Annotated in this window: 15 protein-coding genes and 2 pseudogenes; 7 read left to right on the forward strand and 10 right to left on the reverse strand. The window is 69.3% G+C overall.

The features are described from left to right. Positions 1-5: 5 nt before the first annotated feature. From WS91_RS20240 to WS91_RS20250, 3 genes are all read left to right on the forward strand, one after another. Positions 6-1475: a GGDEF domain-containing protein gene (locus tag WS91_RS20240; RefSeq protein WP_059670865.1), complete on the forward strand. Its 1470-nt coding sequence runs from the start codon at positions 6-8 to the stop codon at positions 1473-1475. Between the two features lie 114 nt (positions 1476-1589). After that, positions 1590-1790, forward strand: coding sequence for a hypothetical protein (locus WS91_RS20245; RefSeq protein WP_156432412.1), 201 nt, complete (start codon positions 1590-1592; stop codon positions 1788-1790). A gap of 137 nt (positions 1791-1927) precedes the next feature. After that, the gene (locus tag WS91_RS20250) at positions 1928-2596 is read left to right on the forward strand and encodes an O-methyltransferase (RefSeq protein WP_059670867.1); all 669 of its coding nucleotides are present in this window, start codon (positions 1928-1930) and stop codon (positions 2594-2596) included. 254 nt (positions 2597-2850) lie between these two features. Here the strand turns inward: WS91_RS20250 and WS91_RS37460 are convergent, their stop codons facing one another. Together WS91_RS37460 and WS91_RS20260 are read right to left on the reverse strand one after the other, a co-directional pair. Next, positions 2851-3657: a hypothetical protein gene (locus tag WS91_RS37460; protein ID WP_231752054.1), complete on the reverse strand. Its 807-nt coding sequence runs from the start codon at positions 3655-3657 to the stop codon at positions 2851-2853. Positions 3658-4057: 400 nt separating this feature from the next. After that, positions 4058-5176, reverse strand: a complete 1119-nt coding sequence (locus WS91_RS20260) for a 3-deoxy-7-phosphoheptulonate synthase (protein WP_059670868.1) — start codon at positions 5174-5176, stop codon at positions 4058-4060. Between the two features lie 280 nt (positions 5177-5456). On the opposite strand from WS91_RS20260, the gene WS91_RS20265 reads away from it, so the two are divergent. Beyond that, on the forward strand, positions 5457-5894 hold the full coding sequence (locus WS91_RS20265; RefSeq protein ID WP_059580381.1) for a YciI family protein: 438 nt from the start codon (positions 5457-5459) through the stop codon (positions 5892-5894). Between the two features lie 336 nt (positions 5895-6230). Here the strand turns inward: WS91_RS20265 and WS91_RS20270 are convergent. The 7 genes and pseudogenes from WS91_RS20270 to WS91_RS20295 form a co-directional block, all read right to left on the reverse strand. Continuing rightward, a pseudogene (locus tag WS91_RS20270) lies at positions 6231-6443 on the reverse strand (dihydrofolate reductase family protein); the annotation flags it as partial. A gap of 1 nt (position 6444) precedes the next feature. Further along, positions 6445-6912: pseudogene (locus WS91_RS33850) on the reverse strand (amino acid permease); the annotation flags it as partial. Between the two features lie 388 nt (positions 6913-7300). Further along, positions 7301-7594 (reverse strand): hypothetical protein, encoded by a 294-nt coding sequence (locus WS91_RS20275; RefSeq protein WP_038749463.1) that lies wholly within the window; start codon positions 7592-7594, stop codon positions 7301-7303. 377 nt (positions 7595-7971) lie between these two features. Further along, positions 7972-12840 carry a DEAD/DEAH box helicase gene (locus WS91_RS20280; protein WP_059670869.1) on the reverse strand — a complete coding sequence of 1623 codons (4869 nt, stop codon included), beginning with the start codon at positions 12838-12840 and terminating at the stop codon, positions 7972-7974. A gap of 393 nt (positions 12841-13233) precedes the next feature. Further along, positions 13234-13416 carry a hypothetical protein gene (locus tag WS91_RS36080; RefSeq protein WP_156432413.1) on the reverse strand — a complete coding sequence of 61 codons (183 nt, stop codon included), beginning with the start codon at positions 13414-13416 and terminating at the stop codon, positions 13234-13236. Between the two features lie 56 nt (positions 13417-13472). Next, positions 13473-13997 carry a hypothetical protein gene (locus WS91_RS37990; protein WP_038749457.1) on the reverse strand — a complete coding sequence of 175 codons (525 nt, stop codon included), beginning with the start codon at positions 13995-13997 and terminating at the stop codon, positions 13473-13475. A 520-nt stretch (positions 13998-14517) separates the two neighbouring features. Then, a complete protein-coding gene (locus WS91_RS20295; RefSeq protein WP_059580397.1) occupies positions 14518-15036 on the reverse strand; it encodes a metal-dependent hydrolase in 519 nt (172 codons plus the stop codon). Between the two features lie 653 nt (positions 15037-15689). Here WS91_RS20295 and ggt point away from each other — a divergent pair. Continuing rightward, the gene (gene ggt, locus WS91_RS20305) at positions 15690-17408 is read left to right on the forward strand and encodes a gamma-glutamyltransferase (RefSeq protein ID WP_038749449.1); all 1719 of its coding nucleotides are present in this window, start codon (positions 15690-15692) and stop codon (positions 17406-17408) included. A gap of 453 nt (positions 17409-17861) precedes the next feature. On the opposite strand, the gene WS91_RS20310 is transcribed toward ggt, so the two are convergent. After that, on the reverse strand, positions 17862-19292 hold the full coding sequence (locus tag WS91_RS20310) for a TolC family protein (RefSeq protein ID WP_082717588.1): 1431 nt from the start codon (positions 19290-19292) through the stop codon (positions 17862-17864). Between the two features lie 294 nt (positions 19293-19586). Here WS91_RS20310 and WS91_RS33865 point away from each other — a divergent pair, with 294 nt between their 5' ends. Together WS91_RS33865 and WS91_RS20315 are read left to right on the forward strand one after the other, a co-directional pair. Beyond that, positions 19587-19745, forward strand: a complete 159-nt coding sequence (locus WS91_RS33865) for a hypothetical protein (RefSeq protein WP_162483266.1) — start codon at positions 19587-19589, stop codon at positions 19743-19745. A 240-nt stretch (positions 19746-19985) separates the two neighbouring features. Then, a complete protein-coding gene (locus WS91_RS20315) occupies positions 19986-20171 on the forward strand; it encodes a hypothetical protein (protein ID WP_038749441.1) in 186 nt (61 codons plus the stop codon). The last annotated feature ends 110 nt before the right edge of the window (positions 20172-20281 follow it).

A 20281-nucleotide genomic window follows, 5' to 3' on the forward strand; every position in this document is an offset into this window, starting at 1 on the left:
ACCGGATGCCGCTCGGCTACATGGTGATCGCCGGCGCGGTGGCGGTCGCGATCGTCATGATGTCCATCTGCGCGGCCATCCTGCGCGACAGCCGCGACGACGCGTTCGAGCACGCGCAAGGCGCCGCGCGCAACACGCTGCAGATGATCGCGCGCGACGTCACGCGCGGCTTTCACCTGTACGACGAGACTCTCGCGCGCATCGCCGCGCAGCTCGGCGACAGCAGGATCGCCGCGCTGCCCGCCGACTTGCGCCGCTCGGTCCTGTTCGATTCCGCGGCGGCCGCGAGGGAGGCCGGCACGCTGTACGTGCTCGACGCGCACGGGCGCGTGCAGCTCGCATCGGCGAACGGGCCGCTGCCCACGGCGAGCTTCGCGTCGTACGACTTCTTCGCCGCGCTGCGCGACGCGCCGAGGCCCGGAACGTATCTGAGCGGGCCGTACCGCCTGCCGTCGCGCGACGGCGAGCCGTGCGTCGCGCTGTCGCACCGCGTCGAGCGCGCGGACGGCTCGTTCGCGGGCGTCGTCTTGCTCGCGGTGCGCCTCGCGTACTTTCAGCAGTTGCTGGCGGCGGCCGATGCGGGCCCGCACGGCGCGATCTTGCTGATTCACGCGGACGGGCGCATCGTGATGCGGATTCCGTTCGACGAGAAATTCATCGGCCTCGACCTGAGCGGGACGAGCATCTACACGCGCGCGCAATTCGGCCGCTCGGGCGAGTTCTTCGACGCCGGGCCGATCGATCGCGTGAAGCGCTTCTACCTGTATCGGCGGCTCGACGAAATTCCGCTGATCGTGCAGGTGGCGATCGCCGAAGACGACATCTACGAGACGTGGCGCGCTCGTGCGTGGCGCTTCGGCGTGCTGACGGGCGTGTTCGCGCTGATCTTCGTCCTGATGAGCGCGTATCTCGCGCATTCGCTGTGGCGCAAGTCGACGGCCGAAGCGGCGCTCGCACGGCTCGCGGGCACCGACAGCCTCACGGGGCTGCACAACCGGCGCGCGCTCGACGAGACGCTCGAGCGCGAATGGCGGCGCGCGGTGTACGGCGAGCGTCCGCTCGCGATCCTGTTCGTCGACATCGATCGCTTCAAGCGCTACAACGACACGTACGGGCACCGCGTCGGCGATGAGGTGCTCGCGACCGTGTCGCGCTGCATCGCGCAGCAGGCGGCGCGGCTCGGCGACGTCGTCGCGCGATACGGGGGCGAGGAGTTCGTCGTCGTGCTGCCGGACACGCCGCGCGGCGGCGCGCTCGTCGTCGCCGAGCGTGTGCGGCTCGGCGTGCGGATGCTCGGGATCGAGCACGAAGGGTCGGAAGTCGGGTTCGTGACGGTCAGCGTCGGCGTCGCGGTGTGGCAGCCGGACGGCGCGCCCGCGCCGCGCGTCGCGGCGATCGTCGAGGCGGCCGATCGCGCGCTCTATCAGGCGAAGGCGAGCGGGCGCAATCGCGTCGTCGACGTCGGGCTCGGATGAGGCGGCCGGCAATGGGCGGCTTCGGGGCGCTCGGCGCGTGCGCCGGCGGTTTCGGGCGATTTCGGCGGCCTAAGGGGGTTGGGGGGATCGGATGGCTCGAACGACTCGGATGACGTGAACGAAGCGCGCGACACGCGCGACACGAACGACACGAACGACGCGAACGACACGAACGACACGAACGACACGAACAACGCGAACAACGCGAACGTCTCGAATGATTCGAAGGACACGGCCGACATGAACGAAGCGAACGATGCGACCGTCGCGAGCAGCCCAAACGACTTGACCGGCGACAACGCGGTTGCCCCATAATTGCCGCCCGCCGCCCGCCGCCTCCCCGAATTCGCCCGCCGCCTGACGGCCCGACACGCAAATCCCGCGCATCACCGCAACACGACGGCGCGCCGCCGGACATAGAATGGCCTTTCCCGACACGCGAAAGGTGCGCGATGAGCGAACGACAATGGAGCGCGGTGGACGATTTCCTCTGCGATCAGCTCGCGCCGTCCGATCCGGCGCTGGACGCGGCGCTCGCGTCGAGCCGGGCGGCCGGCCTGCCCGCCATCAACGTCACCGCGAATCAGGGCAAGTTCCTGAACCTGCTCGCGACGATCCGCGGCGCACGCCGGATTCTCGAGCTCGGCACGCTCGGCGGCTACAGCACGATCTGGCTCGCGCGGACGCTGCCGCCGGGCGGCGCGCTGCTCACGCTCGAGGCCAATCCGGACTACGCGGCGCTCGCACGCGAGAACATCGCGCGCGCGGGGCTGGCGAACGTCGTGACGGTCGTCGCCGGCCGCGCGAAGGACAGCCTCGAGCGGCTGATCGCCGAGCGGGCCGAGCCGTTCGATCTGATCTTCGTCGACGCCGACAAGGACAACTATCCGCAATACCTGCCGCTCGCGGTCGCGCTGTCCCGCGCGGGGACGGTGATCGTCGCCGACAACGTCGTGCGGCAGGGGCGCGTCGCGGATCGGCGCAACCACGATCCGGACGCGATCGGCGTGCGCGAATACTTCCGCCTGATCGCCGCGCATCCGCGCCTGTCGACGACCGCGCTGCAGACCGTCGGCTCGAAAGGCTGGGACGGTTTCGCGCTGACCGTCGTGACGGCATAGGCCAAAGCGCGTCGACGGCGTGCGAACGAGCGCCTCGCGGAATTCGGCGCGCGCCGAATTCCGGCTCAATCGGGCCGGGTTCGATGGATGACGACGACCGGATATCGTCGCTTCCAGATGGCGCAGGCGAGCGAATGTCCGATCGCGCTGTTCGACATCGCGCTCGCCAAGCCGGGGACGTACGGAATCGACGCCAGCACGCCGTGGGAGCCGGACGTGACTTCATATTTCTTGGGGAGCTCGATCAGGGTGGTTCAGAGACGATCCCAATCCGTCGCGGTTCGCGACGAGTGGGAGCCGGCGTGATCGATGGCGGCGTACCTGCCGCTCGTCGGGTAGCACGGCGCGCCCACTTGGACGCCCTGGACGGCGCCTCCGTCGAACAGCGCGACGAGCATTTCGCCGAACGTGGTGTCGCAACGCGCATTTTGTATCGCGGGCGCGCACATCCAGCGCGACGGCCACAGGCCGTTCGTGTTCCAGCCCTTGCTCTTGCGGCTCGGCGCGGCCGCATACCAGCCGTAGGGCGGCGTATGCGAGGTGCCGGGCACGGCGAATTTGCCCAGCAGGCCGTTGCGCCTGTTCGCTCGATGCAAGTCGAACGGGGGCCACGCCGACAACAGGGCGAGTTCCTTGTTGGTCGACGCATCGGGATTGGACGCCGACAACGACGTGACGGGAACCTTCGGCTGTTGCGCGCTCGGCGCGGCCTTCGCCTGGACGATCAGGCCCCGGCCGCGGCGAAGCGTGATTTGGCCGTGCCTGGTGAATGCGTCGATCGCGAAAATGGCGGCGTCGCCCAACTCGACCGGGCGGGTGATCGCGTGTCCGTGGCAATCGACGACGCCGTAAGGTTGCATGTCCGCATAGGGCTTCTTGTCGATCCAGCCCATCGAGATTTGAAGCGATTCAGCCGGGTGGGCCGTCGTCAGGAGCGCGTCGCGGACGGCGATCAGAAAGGGCCGGTCGAAGAGCCGCGCCAACTGCTCAAGCTCTCCGAACCGCCCGAACCCGCTGTATTGTCCGGCGACTGCCGCATCGATATCCGCACTGGCGCTCATGGATTCCTCGTCGATGTGTTCTAGGGCCGGTTCACGCTGGTAACGGGCTTGCGCCGGCCGCCAGGAGGGCCGAGCGCGAGGATCGCGACGAAGCGAATACTCGACGTATTCGCGAGGAGCACCGCGCAGCGATCGGTCCTTCTGGCGGCCGGCTCCTCGAAGGATTTTTTCGATCACGGGAACGTGCCCGTGCGCCCGCATTGCGGCGTGGTTCCGTCGTTGCAATGGCGACGGCTGTTGCGCCTCCTCTCTCTCCTTGCCTTGCGGGCGCAAAGGCACGTTCGCAAGCCCGTTACCAACGTGAACTGGCCCTAGGGGTTTGTGTGGCTCGCGAGGGCGAATTGTGCGCCGCCGCCCGCATCGGGCGGGCGGCAACTGCGAGATTTCGGAGCGTGCGCCGTCAGGCCGCGCGCCGCCGCCGCACCGCCTGCGCGAGCGTGTCGAGCACGGGCTCGGTCTGCGCCCAGCTCAGGCACGCGTCGGTGATCGACACGCCGTATTGCAGCGGCACGCCCGGCTTCAGTTCCTGCCGGCCGGCCTCCAGGTTGCTCTCGATCATCACGCCGGTAATGCGCCGCTCGCCGTGCGACAGTTGTCGCGCGAGATCTTCGGCGACGTCGGCCTGCCGCAGGTGCGACTTGTTCGAGTTCGCATGCGAGCAGTCGACCATCACCTGTTCGCGCAGGCTCGCCGCGCGCAGCACCGCGCAGGCGTCCTCGATGCTCGCGCCGTCGTAGTTCGGGCCCTTCTTGCCGCCGCGCAGGATCACGTGCGCGTCGTCGTTGCCGCGCGTCTCGAAGATCGCGGCCATGCCCATCTTCGTCATCCCCATGAACGCATGGGTCGCGCGCGCCGCGACGATCGCGTCGGCCGCGATCTGCACGCCGCCGTCGGTGCCGTTCTTGAAGCCGATCGGGCAGCTCAGGCCCGACGCGAGCTGGCGGTGGCTCTGGCTCTCGGTCGTGCGCGCGCCGATCGCGCCCCATGCGATCAGGTCCGCGATGTACTGCGGGCTCAGCAGATCGAGGAATTCCGTGCCCGCGGGCAGGCCGAGCGCATTGATGTCGAGGAGCAGACGGCGCGCCGCGCGCAGCCCTTCGTTGATGCGGAAGCTGCCGTCCAGGCGCGGATCGTTGATGTAGCCCTTCCAGCCGACGGTCGTCCGCGGCTTCTCGAAATACACGCGCATCACGATCAGCAGGTCGTCCTGCAGTGCGTCGGCGGCGGCCTTGAGCCGGCGCGCGTAGTCGAGCGCCTGGTCGTGATCGTGGATCGAGCACGGGCCGACGACCGTCACGAGGCGGTCGTCGCGGCCGTGCAGCACGCCGCCGATCGCCTGGCGGCTCTGCTCGACGAGCGTCTGGACGGCGGGCGGCACGGGCAGCTCGTCCTGCAGCAGCGCCGGGGAGATGAGCGGGCGCACCGCGCCGATGCGGACGTCGTCGATGCGCGTCGTGTCCTGCGTCGCGTCGGCGAAGCCCGCTTCCCGGTCGTGCAGGGGATTGTCGAAGTTTTGCATGGTGGGGTTCCGATTCTGCGCAATGAATCGCGATTATGGCATTCGCGCCGCGGCCCGGGAGGCGGGCGGCCGCGTCCGCGCTGCGCTGCCGCAAACGGCGGTACGGCGCTGGCCGGAGCCGCTCGCGGCCGCGCGGGCTGGCGTGCGGTCGTTTTTCTGTGCGAAGGTGTCGAATTCGGCGAGGCTGGTTCGTCGCTGTGTCGTAGCCGCAGGACGAAGCCGCGCCGCGCAGTGCCCGGCGGCCGCGCGGCGCAACCCACTGACTCGAGGAGAAACGACGATGCGCGTGATGGTGATCGTGAAGGCGACGAACGAATCGGAAGCGGGCAAGATGCCCGGCACGGAACTGCTCGAGGCGATGGGCAAGTTCAACGAAGACCTCGTGAAGGCCGGCGTGATGCTCGCGGGCGAGGGCCTGCATCCGAGCGCGAAGGGCAAGCGGGTGCGCTTTTCGGGCAGCGCGCGGACCGTGATCGACGGGCCGTTCGCGGAAACCAAGGAACTCGTCGCGGGGTTCTGGCTGTGGAAGGTCGCGTCGATGGACGAGGCGCTCGAATGGGTGAAGCGCTGCCCGAATCCGATGGAAGGCGATTCGGAGATCGAGATCCGGCCGTTGTTCGACATGGACGACTTCGGCGCGGAGATGACGCCCGAGCTGCGGGAGCGGGAGGAACGGTTGCGCGACGAGATCGACGCACGGGGGAAGGGGGCGCGCTGACGCGGCGTCCGCGTTCGCGTTCGCGCCGCCGCTGTCGTCGCCATCGCCATCGCCATCGCCATTGCCATCGGTCGCTCGCCGTTCGGGGCGCTTGGGCGCGGGCCGCCCCATGGGCTCGGCGTGTCTCGGCGCCGACGATGGGCGCGGCGCAATGGGCGCGGCGCGACTGAGCGCCCGGCGCGGCGCGCTCCGCGCGTCGCCCGACGCGCGCGGTCCGACGCGGCGAGGAGCGTATCAGGCCGGCCCGAGAAACGGGTTCGGCTTGAATGGCTCGTCAGGCCGCCATTCGTGCGTCGGCGGAGTCGGCCGGAATGCATGCTCTTGCAGCGCGGATCGTCATGCGACTTCTTCGAACGCGCCCGTGCGCACCTCGCCGTCGCGCAGGTAGCGGGCCATCAGCATGCCGCCGGGCGTGGCCGTCGAGTGCGCGAGAGTGAAGGCGCACGCGAGCGCATCGTCGCCGAACAAGCGCTTGCCGCGCCCTAGCATGACCGGATAGATCAGCAGCCGCAGCTTGTCCACCAGGCCGGCTGCGAGCAGCTGGCGCACCTCCCGACACGGTGACGCCGAACGCGTTGGCGGCCGCGACGATCGCGATCAGCACGGCGGCCGACGCGATCACCGTCGCGTGCCCGCCGCCCGTGACGGCGGCGACGTACGCGCCGCCGAACATCGCGGCGGCGGGCGCGCCGGCCGGCACCGCGAAATAGAAGCACCAGCCGACGACGGCCGCCGCTTTCGGGCCGAACGCGTTGCGCACGTAGGTCGACACGCCGCCCGCGTCCGGATAGCGGGCGCCGAGCGCGGCGAAGGTCGCGGCGAGCGGAATCGACAGCACGACGAGCGCCGCCCACGCGACGAGCGACGCGGGGCCCGCGACTTCGGCCGCGAGCGCGGGCAGCGCGATCACGCCGGTGCCGAGCACGGCGCCGACGTAGAGCGCCGTGCCCTGGAGGATCGTCAGCGAGCCGGCATGGTGCGGCGCGGCCGTGGCGCCGCGCTCGACGGGGGCGTTCATCTATCCGGTCTCCTGGTGGGCGTGTTCGACTGTGCGCGCGTGCGCGCGCGGCGGCCGGGCGGCGCGCGACGCGTAACGGGAGCGGCGATGATGGTGGATGGCGGCGGCTTCGGCGTGCGGGCGTTTAGCAGTTTGTCGCGGCCGGCGTGGATTGTTTCGAAACGAGATGAGGAAGCGGGGCGCTTGCTTGAGGCGGCGGACCGCGTTCGGCGGAATGAAGCGGCCCGCGTCGCCGAGTCTCCGGTTCGCCGCGTCTACAATTCACCGACTTGCCGACTTGCCGACTTGCCGACTTGCCGACTTGCCGACTTGCCGGTTCGGTTCGGTTCGATTCGGCGCGGAAAGACGGGCCGGGGCGCCTCTGATCCCGCCTGTCCGCCGCGAACGCTTATTGCGGAATCACGAACGCCTGATGGAACACGATGCCGTTCGGCGTGCTCGGCGCGGTGAAGGAGAACGGCCTCTCGATCTTGCCGACGACGACGGTTCCCTTGAACGTGGCCGGGCCGCCCCAGTTGACGCCGACGATCATCAGCGTGTTGAGGCCGTCGGCGAGATACGGCGTCAGGTCGACCTGGTCGGAGAAGGTGGGATTGCCCTCGGTCTTCCTGTCGTAGACGACCAGGCCGTTGACGGTCGCGAAAATCTCGTTGTCCGCGTTGGTGACGTATAGCGTGGCCATGGCGAAACCTCCGGAGTGGATGCGCTTGGATGAGGGACGATCGGCGGTCGGCTGAAGCGGCGGACGAGCAGCCCATCCGCCGGAGCGGCCGCACCGGCCGGATCGGCTCGGGCGGCGGACGCGCCCGTCGCGGGATGCGGCGAGTGTGCAGGCGTCACCCGTCATCGATTATTCGAGCGGGGCTTGAAAATAACTACCGACCAGTTCTGGTAGGCGGCTCGCCGGGCGTGAGTCCGGATCGAGCCGATTGCGAGCCGGTTGCGAGTGGGTTGCGAGCCGATCGTGAGCCGATTTCGGCTCGATCGTGAGTCAATCGTGATTTGATCGCGAGCCACGAGCCGCGAGCTGTCATTGCCTCCGCCGCGCGGCCGCCCGCGTCATCGATGCCGTGCGAGCCTCGCGCGGGCGTCGTCCCGCTCGACGGCGTCGAGCTCGGGCGCGAAGGCGAACTGCCCGCCGACGAGCGACGCGACCGGCACGCCGTCGCGGAACAGGACCCGGTTGCCCGCGAGCGCGGGCACGCGGTCGCCCGGCAGCAGCGTGCCCGTCAGGTTGAGCGGATCGGCGCCGCTCACGCACTGCATCAGGCCCTCGGCCGGGCGGCGGCGCAGGTCGCGCAGGATCGGGATCGCGTCGGGCAGCGCGAACTGCTCGCCCGCGAGCCCCGCGACGAAGCGGCCGCCGCGAATCTCGCCGCGCGCCTCGAGCCGCCGGTAGACGGGCAGCAGCTCGCGCCAGCTCGGCATCCATCCGGCTTCGCATGCGAGGATTCGCCAGAACACGACGCCGTAGCGGCGCAACAGCGTCCGCGCGACGTGCTCGAGCGCGGCGGGCGCGATCGCATGACGGCCGGACGGAGGCGGCGACGCGCGCATCGCGCGCTCGACGCGGGCGTCGGCAGGCGCGGCGGCGTGTTGCGCGTCGCCGGCGCGAGCGAGGCCGTTGCCGGCACGTCGTCCGTTTTCGCCGCGTTCGCCGCGTTCGCCGTCTTCGCCGGGTTCGCCGGACGGGTCGCCTTCTCCAAATGCGCGGCGTTCGCCGCCGTCGCCGATTTCGTCGAAATCGGCGCGCGTGAGCGGCAGCCGCTGCACGAGCGCCCAGCGCCCCGCGTCGTCCATGCCGCCGATCAGCGCGCCGCCGCGTCGCGCGCGCGACGGCCGGTGCGCGCCGCGCTGCGCGGCCGGCCTGATCAGCGCGCGCAGGCCCGCGAAGCTGTCCGCGTTGACGAGCCCCGCCGCGACGAGCTCGCCGAGCGCGCGCTCGAGCTCGACGGGCAACAGGCGCGCGTGCGCGGCGAGCTCGTCGAAGAACATCGCGCCGTACGCGGCGAGCGTCGCGCGCACGCGCTCGGCGCGCGCGGACAGCGCCGGCTGCGCGGCCGGATCGCGCAGCGCCTGCCAGAGCGCGAGCTCGCGGCGCGGCAGCAGCACGACGGGCGTCGTCTTCACGGGCGCGCTCGCGGCTTTCGCCGGCGCGCCGAGCCGCGCCCACGCGAGCTTGCCGGCGCGGCACGGCTCGTCGAGGCCGCCCGTCACGTAATCGGCGAGCCGCGCGGGCAGCAGCTCGTCTTCCCACGCGCTCGCGGCGGCCTCGAAGCCTTCGAGCTGATGGGCGACCGACGCGAGCGCGTCGTTGCCCATGCCGCGCGTGTCGGGCGCGACGCGCTGCCAGTGGAACAGGAAGCGCATGAAGTCCGCGAGCTCGACGGGCTCGATCTCGCGCCGCAGGCGCTTCACGGTGTACCGGTGGATGCGCGCGAGCAGGTGCCGCTCGCACCATTCGTCGTCGCGCGCGCCCGGCGTGAAGCGGCCGCGCAGCACGTAGCCTTCGCGCTCGAGCGCGGCGAGCGCGATCGCGACCGACGACGCGGGCAGCGCGAGCGGCGCCGCGTGCGCGTCGGCCGAGAGCGGCCCGAAGCCCGTGAGCCGCGCGCGAATCACGTCGACGAGCGCCGCGTCGGGCTCCCACGGCGCGTCGAAGCCGGCCGGCGGCTCGAGCGGCGGTTCGAGCGGGGCGTTCGCGCCGTACAGCGCCCGCATGCACGCGACGCGCTCGGCGGGAAGCCACAGTCCGAGGCCGTTCGCGAGCGCGAGCCGGGCCGCGCGCTTGCCGGCCGCGAGCCGCTCGACGCACGCGCGCCAGCCGTCGTGCGCGTCGATCTCGTCGTCGGACACGCACGCGAGGCCGACGAGCGCATCGTGCATTTCGTCGGGCTCGCGCACGAGCGGCCACGCTTCGCCGCGCACCGAGTCGATCGCGCCCGCGTCGAGCGCGCCGAGATCGTCGGCCGCTTCCGGATCGCTCCAGCGCCGCGCGAGCACCGCCTGCGTGCGGCGCTCCTCGAGCGGCGCGTCGTCGAGGAACGCGTACGGCTTCGCGTTCAGGATCTCGGCCGCGAGCGGCGACGGCGCGGGCAGATCGCGTGCGACGAGCGCGACGTCGCCCGACTCGATCCGCCGCAGCAGCGCGAGCCAGCCTTCGGTGTCCATCGCGTCGTGCAGGCAATCGTCGAGCGTCTGGTCGACGAGCGGATGCCGCGGCACCTCGCGCTCGCCGACGATGTTCTCCGCGCACGCGACCTGATCGGGGAACACGGTCGCGAGCAGATCGTCGCTCTTCATTCGCTGCAGTTGCGGGGCGACCTTGCGGCCGCCCGCGAAGCGCGGCAGCGCGAGCGACGTCGTCGCGTTCCAGCGCCAGCGCGCGTTGAAGAGCGGCGCGTCGAGGAGCGCCTGGATCAGCACGTGCTCGGCGCTCGCCGCGCGCAGATAGCGCCAGACTTCGTCGAGCGCGAAGCTGTGCGCGTGCGACAGCGACAGGATTAGCGCGTCGTCGGTCGCCGCCGCCTGCAGCTCGAAGTTGAACGTGCGGCAGAAGCGCTTGCGCAGCGCGAGGCCCCACGCGCGGTTGATCCGGCTGCCGTTAGGCGAATGGATCACGAGCTGCATGCCGCCCGATTCGTCGAAGAAGCGCTCCATCACGAGCGTGTCCTGCGTCGGCAGCGCGCCGAGCGCCGCGCGGGCGCGCGCGAGATAGTCGGCGATCTGCCGCGCGGCTTCGGCGTCGACGCCGAGCTCGCCGGTCAGCCACGCGAGCACGGGCGCGAGACGGCGCGGCTCGGCGGCGGCGTCGGATGCGGCGGTTTCGGTTGCGGCAGATGCGCTTGCGGCAGATTCGGCTGCGGCAGATTCGGTTGCGGTGACGGCGATCGCGACGGTTTCGGCGTGCGTCGCGGCGCGCGGCGATGCGGCGGCGGCAGCGGGGCGCGCCGCGACGCGACGGCCGCGCGGCGCGGCGATATTTCTCGTTGCATCTTTATCTGCCTCTGCCTCTGCCTCTGCCTCTGCCTCCGTTCCCGTTCCCGTTCCCGTTCCCGCATTCGCGTTCGCGTTCGCACCCGAGTTCGCCTCAGCTCCCGCCCGAGCGGCATCCGCATCGCGTCGCGCGAGCAGCGCGTCGACGTGCGCGCGCAGCCGCGCGACGCCCGCCGACAGCTCGTCGCTGCGCGCGGGCGCCTCGCCGATCCAGAACGGGATGTTCGGCGCCTGCCCGTGCGCATCCTCGACGCGCACGCGCCCCGTCTCGATCCGGATGATCCGGTACGACTGGTTGCCGAGCTGGAACACGTCGCCCGCGAGGCTTTCGACCGCGAAATCCTCGTTGACGGTGCCGATGTTCACGCCCTGCGGCTCGAGCAGCACCGCGTAGTCGGCGTTGTCGGGAATCGTGCCGCCCGAGGTGACCGCCGCGATGCGCGCATTGCGCCGCCCGCGCACCGTGTGCGAGACGACGTCGCGATGCAGATACGCGGCGCGCGCGCCGCGCCGGGTCGTGAAGCCTTCGGCTAGCATCTTCAGCACGTCGTCGAACTGCTCGCGCGCGAGCGTCGCGTACGGCGCGGCCCGCGTCACGCAGCGGTAGAGCGCGTCCTCGTCCCATTCGCGGCACGCGACTTCGGCGACGAGCTGCTGCGCGAGCACGTCGAGCGGCGCGTGCGGGATGCGCAGCACGTCGAGCTCGCCGCGCCGCACGCAATCGAGGAGCGCCGCGCATTCGACGAGCTCGTCGCGCGACAGCGGAAAGAGTCGCCCCTTCGGCACGCCGCCGACCCGGTGCCCGGAGCGGCCCACGCGCTGCAAGAACGGCGCGATGCCGCGCGGCGAGCCGAGCTGGCAGACGAGGTCGACGTCGCCGATGTCGATCCCGAGCTCGAGCGACGCCGTCGCGACGAGCAGCTTCAGCTTGCCGTGCTTCAGGCGCTGCTCGGCGTCGAAGCGGTGCTCCTTCGCGAGGCTGCCGTGGTGCGCGGCGATCGCGTCCGCGCCGAGGCGCTCGGCGAGATGGCGCGCGGCGCGCTCGGCCATCCGGCGCGTGTTGACGAACACGAGCGTCGTGCGGTGCGCGGCCGCGAGCTCGGCGATGCGGTCGTAAATGCGCTCCCAGACATCGTTCGCCATCACCGGGCCGAGCGGCACCGGCGGCAATTCGAGCGCGAGATCGCGCGTGCGCGTGTGGCCCGTGTCGACGATCGCGCAATCGGGCGGCGCGTCGTCGCGGCCGCCGACGAGAAAGCGCGCGACCGCCTCGACGGGCTTTTGCGTCGCGGACAGCCCGATGCGCGGCAGCTTGCGGCCGGCGAGCGCGTCGAGCCGCTCGAGCGACAGCGCGAGATGGCTGCCGCGCTTGTTGTTGGCGAGCGCGTGAATTTCGTCGACGATCACGGTGCGCGTGCTCGCGAGCATGCGCCGGCCCGATTCGGACGACAGCAGCACGTACAGCGATTCCGGGGTCGTGACGAGAATGTGCGGCGCGTGCTTGCGATGCGCGACGCGCTCGGCCTGCGACGTGTCGCCGGTGCGGACCGCGGTGCGGATCTGCGGCGCGGGCAGCCCGCGCCGCGCGATCTCGGCGGCGATGCCGGCGAGCGGCGCCTCGAGGTTCACGTGGATGTCGTTGGACAGCGCCTTCAGCGGCGACACGTAGACGACGAGCGTTTCGTCCGGCAGCGCGCCGCCGTGCGCGAGCGCGTCGCGCACGAGATCGTCGAGCGCGGACAGGAACGCGGTGAGGGTCTTGCCGGAGCCGGTCGGCGCGGCGACGAGCGTCGAGCGGCCGGCCTTGATGTGCGGCCACGCGAGCGCCTGCGCGCCGGTGGGCGCGGCGAACGTATCGGAGAACCACGCGGCGACGACGGGATGGAACGCGTCGAGCGCGCGGGCGGCGGGGCGGGTGGTGGTGACGTCCATCGGAACCGTAGGTGGGGGCGGGCGCGGGCGGCGCAAGGCGGGGCCCGGCCGGATAGTGTGCCAGACGCGCGGGCGGATTGCAGGCGATCGGCGGGCGGGGACGTGGTGCGTTGCGGCGGGCGGCGCGGGGCGTGAGCCGGCCGCGGGAAGCGTGGGCGGCTCATGAATGCGACTAACGGTGGGGTTGTGTTGCGCCGAGGGCGGGGCGATCGTGGCTACAGAACGCAGAACGCAGAACGCAGAACGCAGAACGCAGAACGCAGAACGCAGAACGCAGAACGCAGAACGCAGAACGCGGGCATGCGACATGCGACATGCGACATGCGACATGCGACATGCGACATGCCCGCGGAGATCATGCGCCGAACGAAAATGGTTCCGAAGGCGTGGACGTTATTCGCCTCGCGTCGCCGATGGCTTGTCGGCATCAGGGCTGGCGACGCGCTCGTTGGCCGAACTCGGTGATGCTTCGGGCAACGACTTCGGCTGCACTTTCGGTGGCGACTCCAGCGGCAACTCCAGCGGCAACTCCAGCGGCAACTCCAGCGGCAACTCCAGCGGCAACTCCAGCGGCAACTCCAGCGGCGCGCGATCGCCGTAGCACGGCGATCGCGCGCCTGCGCCGACGCTCGTCAGAACAGCCAGTTCTTCAGCGTGCCGACCGGGTCCGTGAGCAGTCTCCCCGGATCGATGACGAGGAGCTGGAGCGTCTCGATCGAGTGCGGAATGACCACGATCGAATAGGCGATGCGCGCCGCGACGAGCGCCGCCGTCACCTGTGCCGCGCGCGCCCAGAATCGGCGGCCGGTGCGGGCGATGTGCCGCCTGGCCGCGCGCCAGACGCCGACGACCCACCAGACGTTGAGGAGCGACAGCGCGACGTCGGCGAGCACCACCGGCGGGACGGCCGCCAGCGCGCTTGCGATCGCGTCGTTGTCTCCCGGTCCCTGTCCTTCGCCGAGCCGTTCGAACACTCGGGTCATCAGCACCTGGCTGCAGATCGTCCGCAGCGCGTAGATCGGCGATTGATTCAGCCAGAAGGCGATGCCGAGCGAGTAGTCGCCGCGCCAGTGCCGGACGATCCAGCGAAGCGGGCCGAAGCTCGGCAGCGGGCGTGCGGCGGATGAAGGCGGAGGCGTCGTGATGTCGTCGGTCATGTTCTTGTGCGTTGTGTCAGGAACGATCCGGCCTGATCGTCGAAGGGCGCGGCGAGGCCGCGTTCGCCATTCTACCCGCGGCCGCGGCGCGGCCCGGACGCATGCCGGGAGCAGTGTCGATCGGCGGCCGGTTTGCCGATCGTCGGTGGAACGGCTGCCGGCCGAGCCGGCGTCGGTCGGCCGCGCGGGCGTCGATCGAGCGATCGCTTGCCGGCCAATCGTCGGGCGGGCGATTGCTGGCCGAACGATCGTCGGCCAGGCGGTCAGGATCGAACGGATGCCGGCCGGGCGATTGCCGGGCGAGCAATTGCTGGTCGAGCGATCGGCGATCGAGCGATTGCCTTCGAGCGCACGTCGAGCGGGCGCGTCGGTCATGCGATTGACGTTCGAGTCATCATCGCCGTCATCCGTCATCCGTTATCTGTCATCCGGCGTCCGGCGTCTGGCGTTTGGCGTCTGGCGTCCGGCATTCGGCATTGGCATTCGGCGTCTGGCATTCGGTATCCGTCGACGGGCGGCGTCATACCGTGCGCAGCCAGCCGAGCCAGTGCGCGAGCGGCGCCGCGTGCCCCCATGCGGCCTGCGCGAGCCACAGCGCGCCCGCCCACGCGGCCGCGACGACGAGCAGGTCGCAATGCCCGCTGTTCCACCAGTTCAGCGAATGGCGTTTCCACAGCCACGGCACGCCGAGCGGGTTCGGCCAGTCGGCGATCAGATGGACGAGGCCGCCGCACGCGAAGCCGAAGAGCGGCGCGGCCCAAGGGTGGAGATGGCCGAGCGACCGATACGCGAAGACAAGCATCGCCACCCACGCAACGCCCCAGTGCGTGACGGTGCGGTGCGTGACCCAGAGCCGCCGCGAGCGGCGCCACCACGCGAGCTCGAGCCAGTCGGGCGCGGTGCCGCCCGCGACGCCCGCCGCGAATGCGGCGAGGCTGTAGACGTGCCACGGTCCCGCGGCGCCCGCCTGCGCGACGAGCGCCGCGGCGACGAGGCCCGCGGCCCAGCCGCTTGCGTGATGTGCTGCGTGTGATGCCATGCCGGTGTTGCGTCGGCGCGCGGCCGAAATCGAAAAGGGGCGCTATCTTCGCAGATTTGGCGTGCGGCGCGCAGGAGCGGCGAAGAAAAGTTTTCGGCGCGCGCCAAGCGATGCGAACGTGAAGTTGCGCGCGGCGTGGCGGGCGCTTGGCACGGCCGACGCAGCAATCCTTTCGATCATCGCGGTGCGGCAAGGCTGATCGGCATGCAACCGTTGCCAATTGGCGGATGCCGTCTGATTTTTCAGCGCAACTTGGCGCAACTAACTACATTATCGGCAGTGCCTCGGCGCAACGAACGCGTGACGAGCTTCCGACGAGCGCGCGGACGCAGCGGCCGCGCGCTTGCACGAACGGCGACCGGGCAACGCCGGCGTTTCGCGATTCTTCCGCCGTGGGCAACGGATGCGGCGCGGCCGGCTCGCGCGCCGGGGGCACGCATGCGGCGTGCCGCGTACCGATTGCCGCTGCTTGTCATCCGGTGCGAGCCTGTCGCCATGCAATGCAACGCCGCATCCACGAGCCGCGCTCCGGGCCCCGCCGGCCGGCGCGACTACGAAGCCCCATTTTTGTTTACGCGTGCAGCCGTGCTATAAGCCTATTCGTCAGCTTTTCGCGCCCCAATTTGCAAGGAGATCAACATGGGAGACATGCAATGAACGCAACGAACCGCTTCAAGTCGACGGCGCTCGCCGCGCTCGTGAGCGCGGCCTTCGTCGGCTTCCTGCCGAGCGCGCCCGCTCATGCGAAAGGTCCGCAGCGCGTCGTGCTCGACGGCTCGGCCGTCGCCGTCGCCGACAAATACAGCGCCGACGCCGCCGAGCAGATCTTCAAGGAAGGCGGCAACGCGGTCGACGCCGCGGTCGCGATCGCATTCACGCTCGCCGTCACGTATCCGGAGGCGGGCAACATCGGCGGCGGCGGCTTCATGACCATCTACAAGGACGGCAAGCCGTACTTCCTCGACTATCGCGAGCGCGCGCCGCTCGCCGCGACGAGGGACATGTACCTCGACAAGGACGGCAACGTCGTCAAGGGCATGAGCCTGTACGGCGACCGCGCGGTCGGCGTGCCGGGCACGGTCGCCGGGATGTGGGAGGCGCAGAAGCGCTTCGGCAAGCTGAAGTGGAAGCAGGTGCTCGCGCCCGCGATCCGCTACGCGCGCGACGGCTTCATCGTCGACGAGCAGCTCGCGCAGCGCGGCGTCGACGCGTCGAAGGAATTCGGCGGCAAGACGAACTTCGACCAATACTTCGCCGCCCTGAAGGCGGGCGCGAACTTCAAGCAGCCGGAGCTCGCGGCGGTGCTGGCGCGCATCGCGAACGACGGCGCGAAGGATTTCTACGATGGCAAGACGGCCGACCTGATCGCCGTGTCGATGAAAAAGGGCGGCGGCCTCATCACGAAGCAGGACCTCGTCCAGTACAAGGCGGTGTGGCGGCAGCCGGTCCAGGCGAGCTGGAACGGCTATCGCGTGATCACCGCGCCGCCGCCGAGCTCGGGCGGCATCGGCCTTGTCCAGTTGCTGAAGATGAAGGCGGACCGCAAGGCCGACTTCGACGGCGTCACGCTGAACTCGCCGCAATACGTGCACCTGATCGCCGAGATCGAGAAGCGCGTGTTCGCCGATCGCGCGCAGTACCTGGGCGATCCGGATTTCTACAAGGTGCCTGTCGCGCAACTGACCGACGACGCCTACATCGCGAAGCGCGCGGCCGAAGTGAATCCGGAGAAGCCGTCCGACACGAAGAGCGTGCAGCCGGGCCTCGGCACGTCGATGCCCGAGAAGGCGGAGACGACGCATTTCTCGGTCGTCGACAAGTGGGGCAACGCGGTGTCGAACACGTACACGATCAACGGCTACTTCGGCTCGGGCGTCGTCGCCGAAGGCACGGGCATCGTGCTCAACGACGAGATGGACGACTTCTCCGCGAAGCCGGGCGTGGCGAACATGTTCGGCGTCGTCGGCAGCGACGCGAACGCGATCGAGCCGAAGAAGCGGCCGCTTTCGTCGATGTCGCCGACGATCCTGACGAAGGACGGCAAGGTCGCGCTCGTGATCGGCACGCCGGGCGGCTCGCGGATCTTCACGTCGATCTTCCAGGTGATCACGAACCTGTACGACTTCAAGATGCCGCTGAAGGACGCGGTGGGCGCGATGCGTTTCCACCATCAGCTGCTGCCGCCGAACACGATCTTCTGGGAGCCGTACCACCCGATCGACGGGGATCTGGCGAAGGGCATCGAGGCGAAGGGCTACACGCTGAAGGGCCAGGACTTCAGCGGCGACATCCAGGCGATCCAGATCGACGGCAAGACGCCCGAGGCGGTGTCCGACCCGCGCGGGCGCGGCGTGTCGCGCGTGATTCAGTGAGCGTGTAGCGTCGTTTGCCGCTCGCCGCTCGCCGCTCGCCGCCGGAAGCGCCGGGCGGCGAAAGCGGTAAAGTACCGAAGTACCGAAGTACCGAAGTGGCGAAGTGGCGAAGTGGCGAAGTGGCGAAGTGGCGAAGTGGCGAAGTGGCGAAGTGGCGAAGTGGCGAAGCGGCGAAGTGGCGAAGCGGCGAAGCGGCGCATCGGCCGGCGGCGCGTTTCGTTTTCGCCGCGCGCTTCCGCCGCTTCCGCCGCATTCCCGCCGTTCCTGCGTCTTTGCCGCGCCGCTGTTCCGGCGCGCGCTTCGTCGCGAGGCTTTCGGCGAAAACGAAAACGTCCCGCTTGCGTCACACGATCGTCACGATCGTCGTGCCGCGCAAGCGGGACGTTTCATTTCGGTGCGCGAGACGTCCGCGGCCCGAGCGCGCCGAACGCGCGCACCGGATCGCGCGGCCGCTCACTCGCTCGTTTGATCCGGCGAAGCCGCGTTGCTCGCGAGGAAGCTGTCCACCGCCACGAGCGACTGCTCGTCCAGCGTGCCGAGAATGCCCTTCAGCTTCAGTTGCAGCTTCAGCGCGTCGAGATAGCTCTCGAACAGCTTCTGGCGGATGTTCGAGATGTCGGTGCGCAGGTTCAGCGTCTCGTACGTCGTGCTGTAGCCGACCTGGTGCGCCTTCATCGACGAATCGTACGCGAGCCGCGCCGCCTGCAGCGACTGCTGCAGCGCGCGGATGCGCGTGCCGATCGACTGCAGCGCCGCGAGCGTCTCGCGATGGTCGGTGCTCAACTGCTGCTCGACTTCGCGCAGCCGGTTCTGGTACTGCGTCGCGACGTGCTCGGCCTCGACCTGCCGGTAGTGCACGCTGCCGCCCGAGAAGATCGGAATCGTCACCTGCACGCCGACCGCGCTCTGATGGAAGTCGGATTTGTCGGTGAGGCCGCGCAGGTTCGGATTGAGCCCGCGCGAATACGACGCGAACAGGTCGACGGTCGGCAGATGCTCGGCGCCGATGCGCTTCGCGGCGAGCCGCGCGACGCGCAGGTCGCGATACGCCTGCTGATACGACGGGTTGTCCTGCGGCTGGTAATCGCCCGACGGAATGCGCGGCGACGTGCCGTGCATCGCGAGCCGCGGCCAGCGCGTGAAATCGATCGCGGAGCCGAGCAGCGTCTCGTAGCGCGCGCGGCGCGCCTCGACGTCGATGCGTGCGAGCGCCTCGTCCGATTGCGCGAGGCTCCTGCGCGCCTCGATCTCGGCGGTGTCGCCGATCGTCTTCATCCCGAGCTGCGCCATGCGGCGCGTGTCGCTCTCGAGCCGCGCGAGCGCGTCGACCTCGTCGTCGGCGAGCTGCAGCTTCTCGCGCGCGGACAGCAGATCGAAGCACGCGTTCGCCACGCGCATGATGAGCTCCTGCTTCGCGACTTCGAGCTGCTGCCGCGCCGATTCCTCGAATTCCTTTGCGCGGCTCATGTCGTACAGGTACGGCATGTTGAAGAGCGCCTGCGTGACCTGCGCGGCGCCGTATGCGGCGGTGCTGTTGCCGCTCACGTCGATGCCGAACAGGTTCGCGTGCGTGCCGTAGCGCCCCCATTCGAGCTGCGCGCTCGCCTGCGGCAGCATTTGCGCGCGCGCCTGCGGGAATTTCTGCCGCGCGGCGTCGTATTCGGCCCGCGCCTGCAGGAATTTCGGATCGTTCGAAACCGCGTGCTGGTAAACCTCGTCTAGACAGAATGCGCTTGCCGTTTCGGAACCGGTACCGAGTGCGACGAATGCCGCGCAAACGGTGGCGTAAGCCACATTGGCTCGAAAGCGAAAGGATTTACTCGTTAAGTGAAAACCCGCATGCCAAAATTTAGACGAGGCACCCAAATTCGCTGTTTCAAACATCTCCGTCTCCATCTCCTGCCATGTGTCAAGCGGTCGACGCTACAAATTAAACGTTTTAAATAATGAGTTGAAACGCATGCATCTTTTTGGTGAATTTCGGATCGTCAAAAACCCATATATGACGAGGCCGGCCATCTTGTTTCCATCTTGAGCGCATGATAGCCTGATTCCGGCTTGTAATCGCAGCGATAAAAAATAAACGTCGTTCGGTTATTTACGGCCATTGGCATTATTAGAGAAGTCTTGACGTCGTCTTTTTTTCTTTACGAGGAGATAGTTATGAAGGTTATGACGATGGAGCAGACCAAGGTGGTTCACGGCGGCGGCCCGATCAGCTCGCTGGGCACGCTGGCAGCGGCATCCGGCCCGCTGTTCACGGCGCTCGGCCAGTTCATGCCGACGCTCGGCGGCTACCTGCAGAATCCCAAGAACTACAATAGCAACGGCAAGTAAGCACTAGCCGTTGCATTTGCGCGGGGAGGCGCCCCCCGCGTAAAATAGTCTGAAGTTCAAGTTGCAAAAACGGTAATCCGTCGCCAATCGAGATATATAAACACTATTCATTCTTCTTTGTTGGCAATCGGAGGAAATGATCAGGAGACAGTGATGTCGAGGCATCTCCGAATGGGGTCGTCCGCGCTGGCGGATGCGGATTCGGGCCACGACGTTGCTTCAAGAGTAAAGGCCACCCCGATGCAAGCCATATCTGAGCAACAAGCCCGTGCGATCCGCGGCGGAGGCTCCGCCTACGCCAACTCGGCCGCCTACACGGTTTCCCTCGCGAATCAATCGATCGGCCCCGTCGTCAACGGGCTCTTGACCCAATACCAGGCCCAGGCCGTCAACCAATTCAAGATGGCGCTCGGGTCCGGCAGCTAAGCCGGGCTCGAAGCAGCGTCCAGGCCGCGTTCCGCTGAAGCCGGGGCGCGGCGTTCACGCCGTGCCCGCGCGACGGCTTCGAGCCGCAGCGCGCCGGGCGCGGGCCGGCA

The organism is Burkholderia sp. MSMB1498 (genome assembly GCF_001526245.1).
Lineage (GTDB): Bacteria > Pseudomonadota > Gammaproteobacteria > Burkholderiales > Burkholderiaceae > Burkholderia > Burkholderia savannae.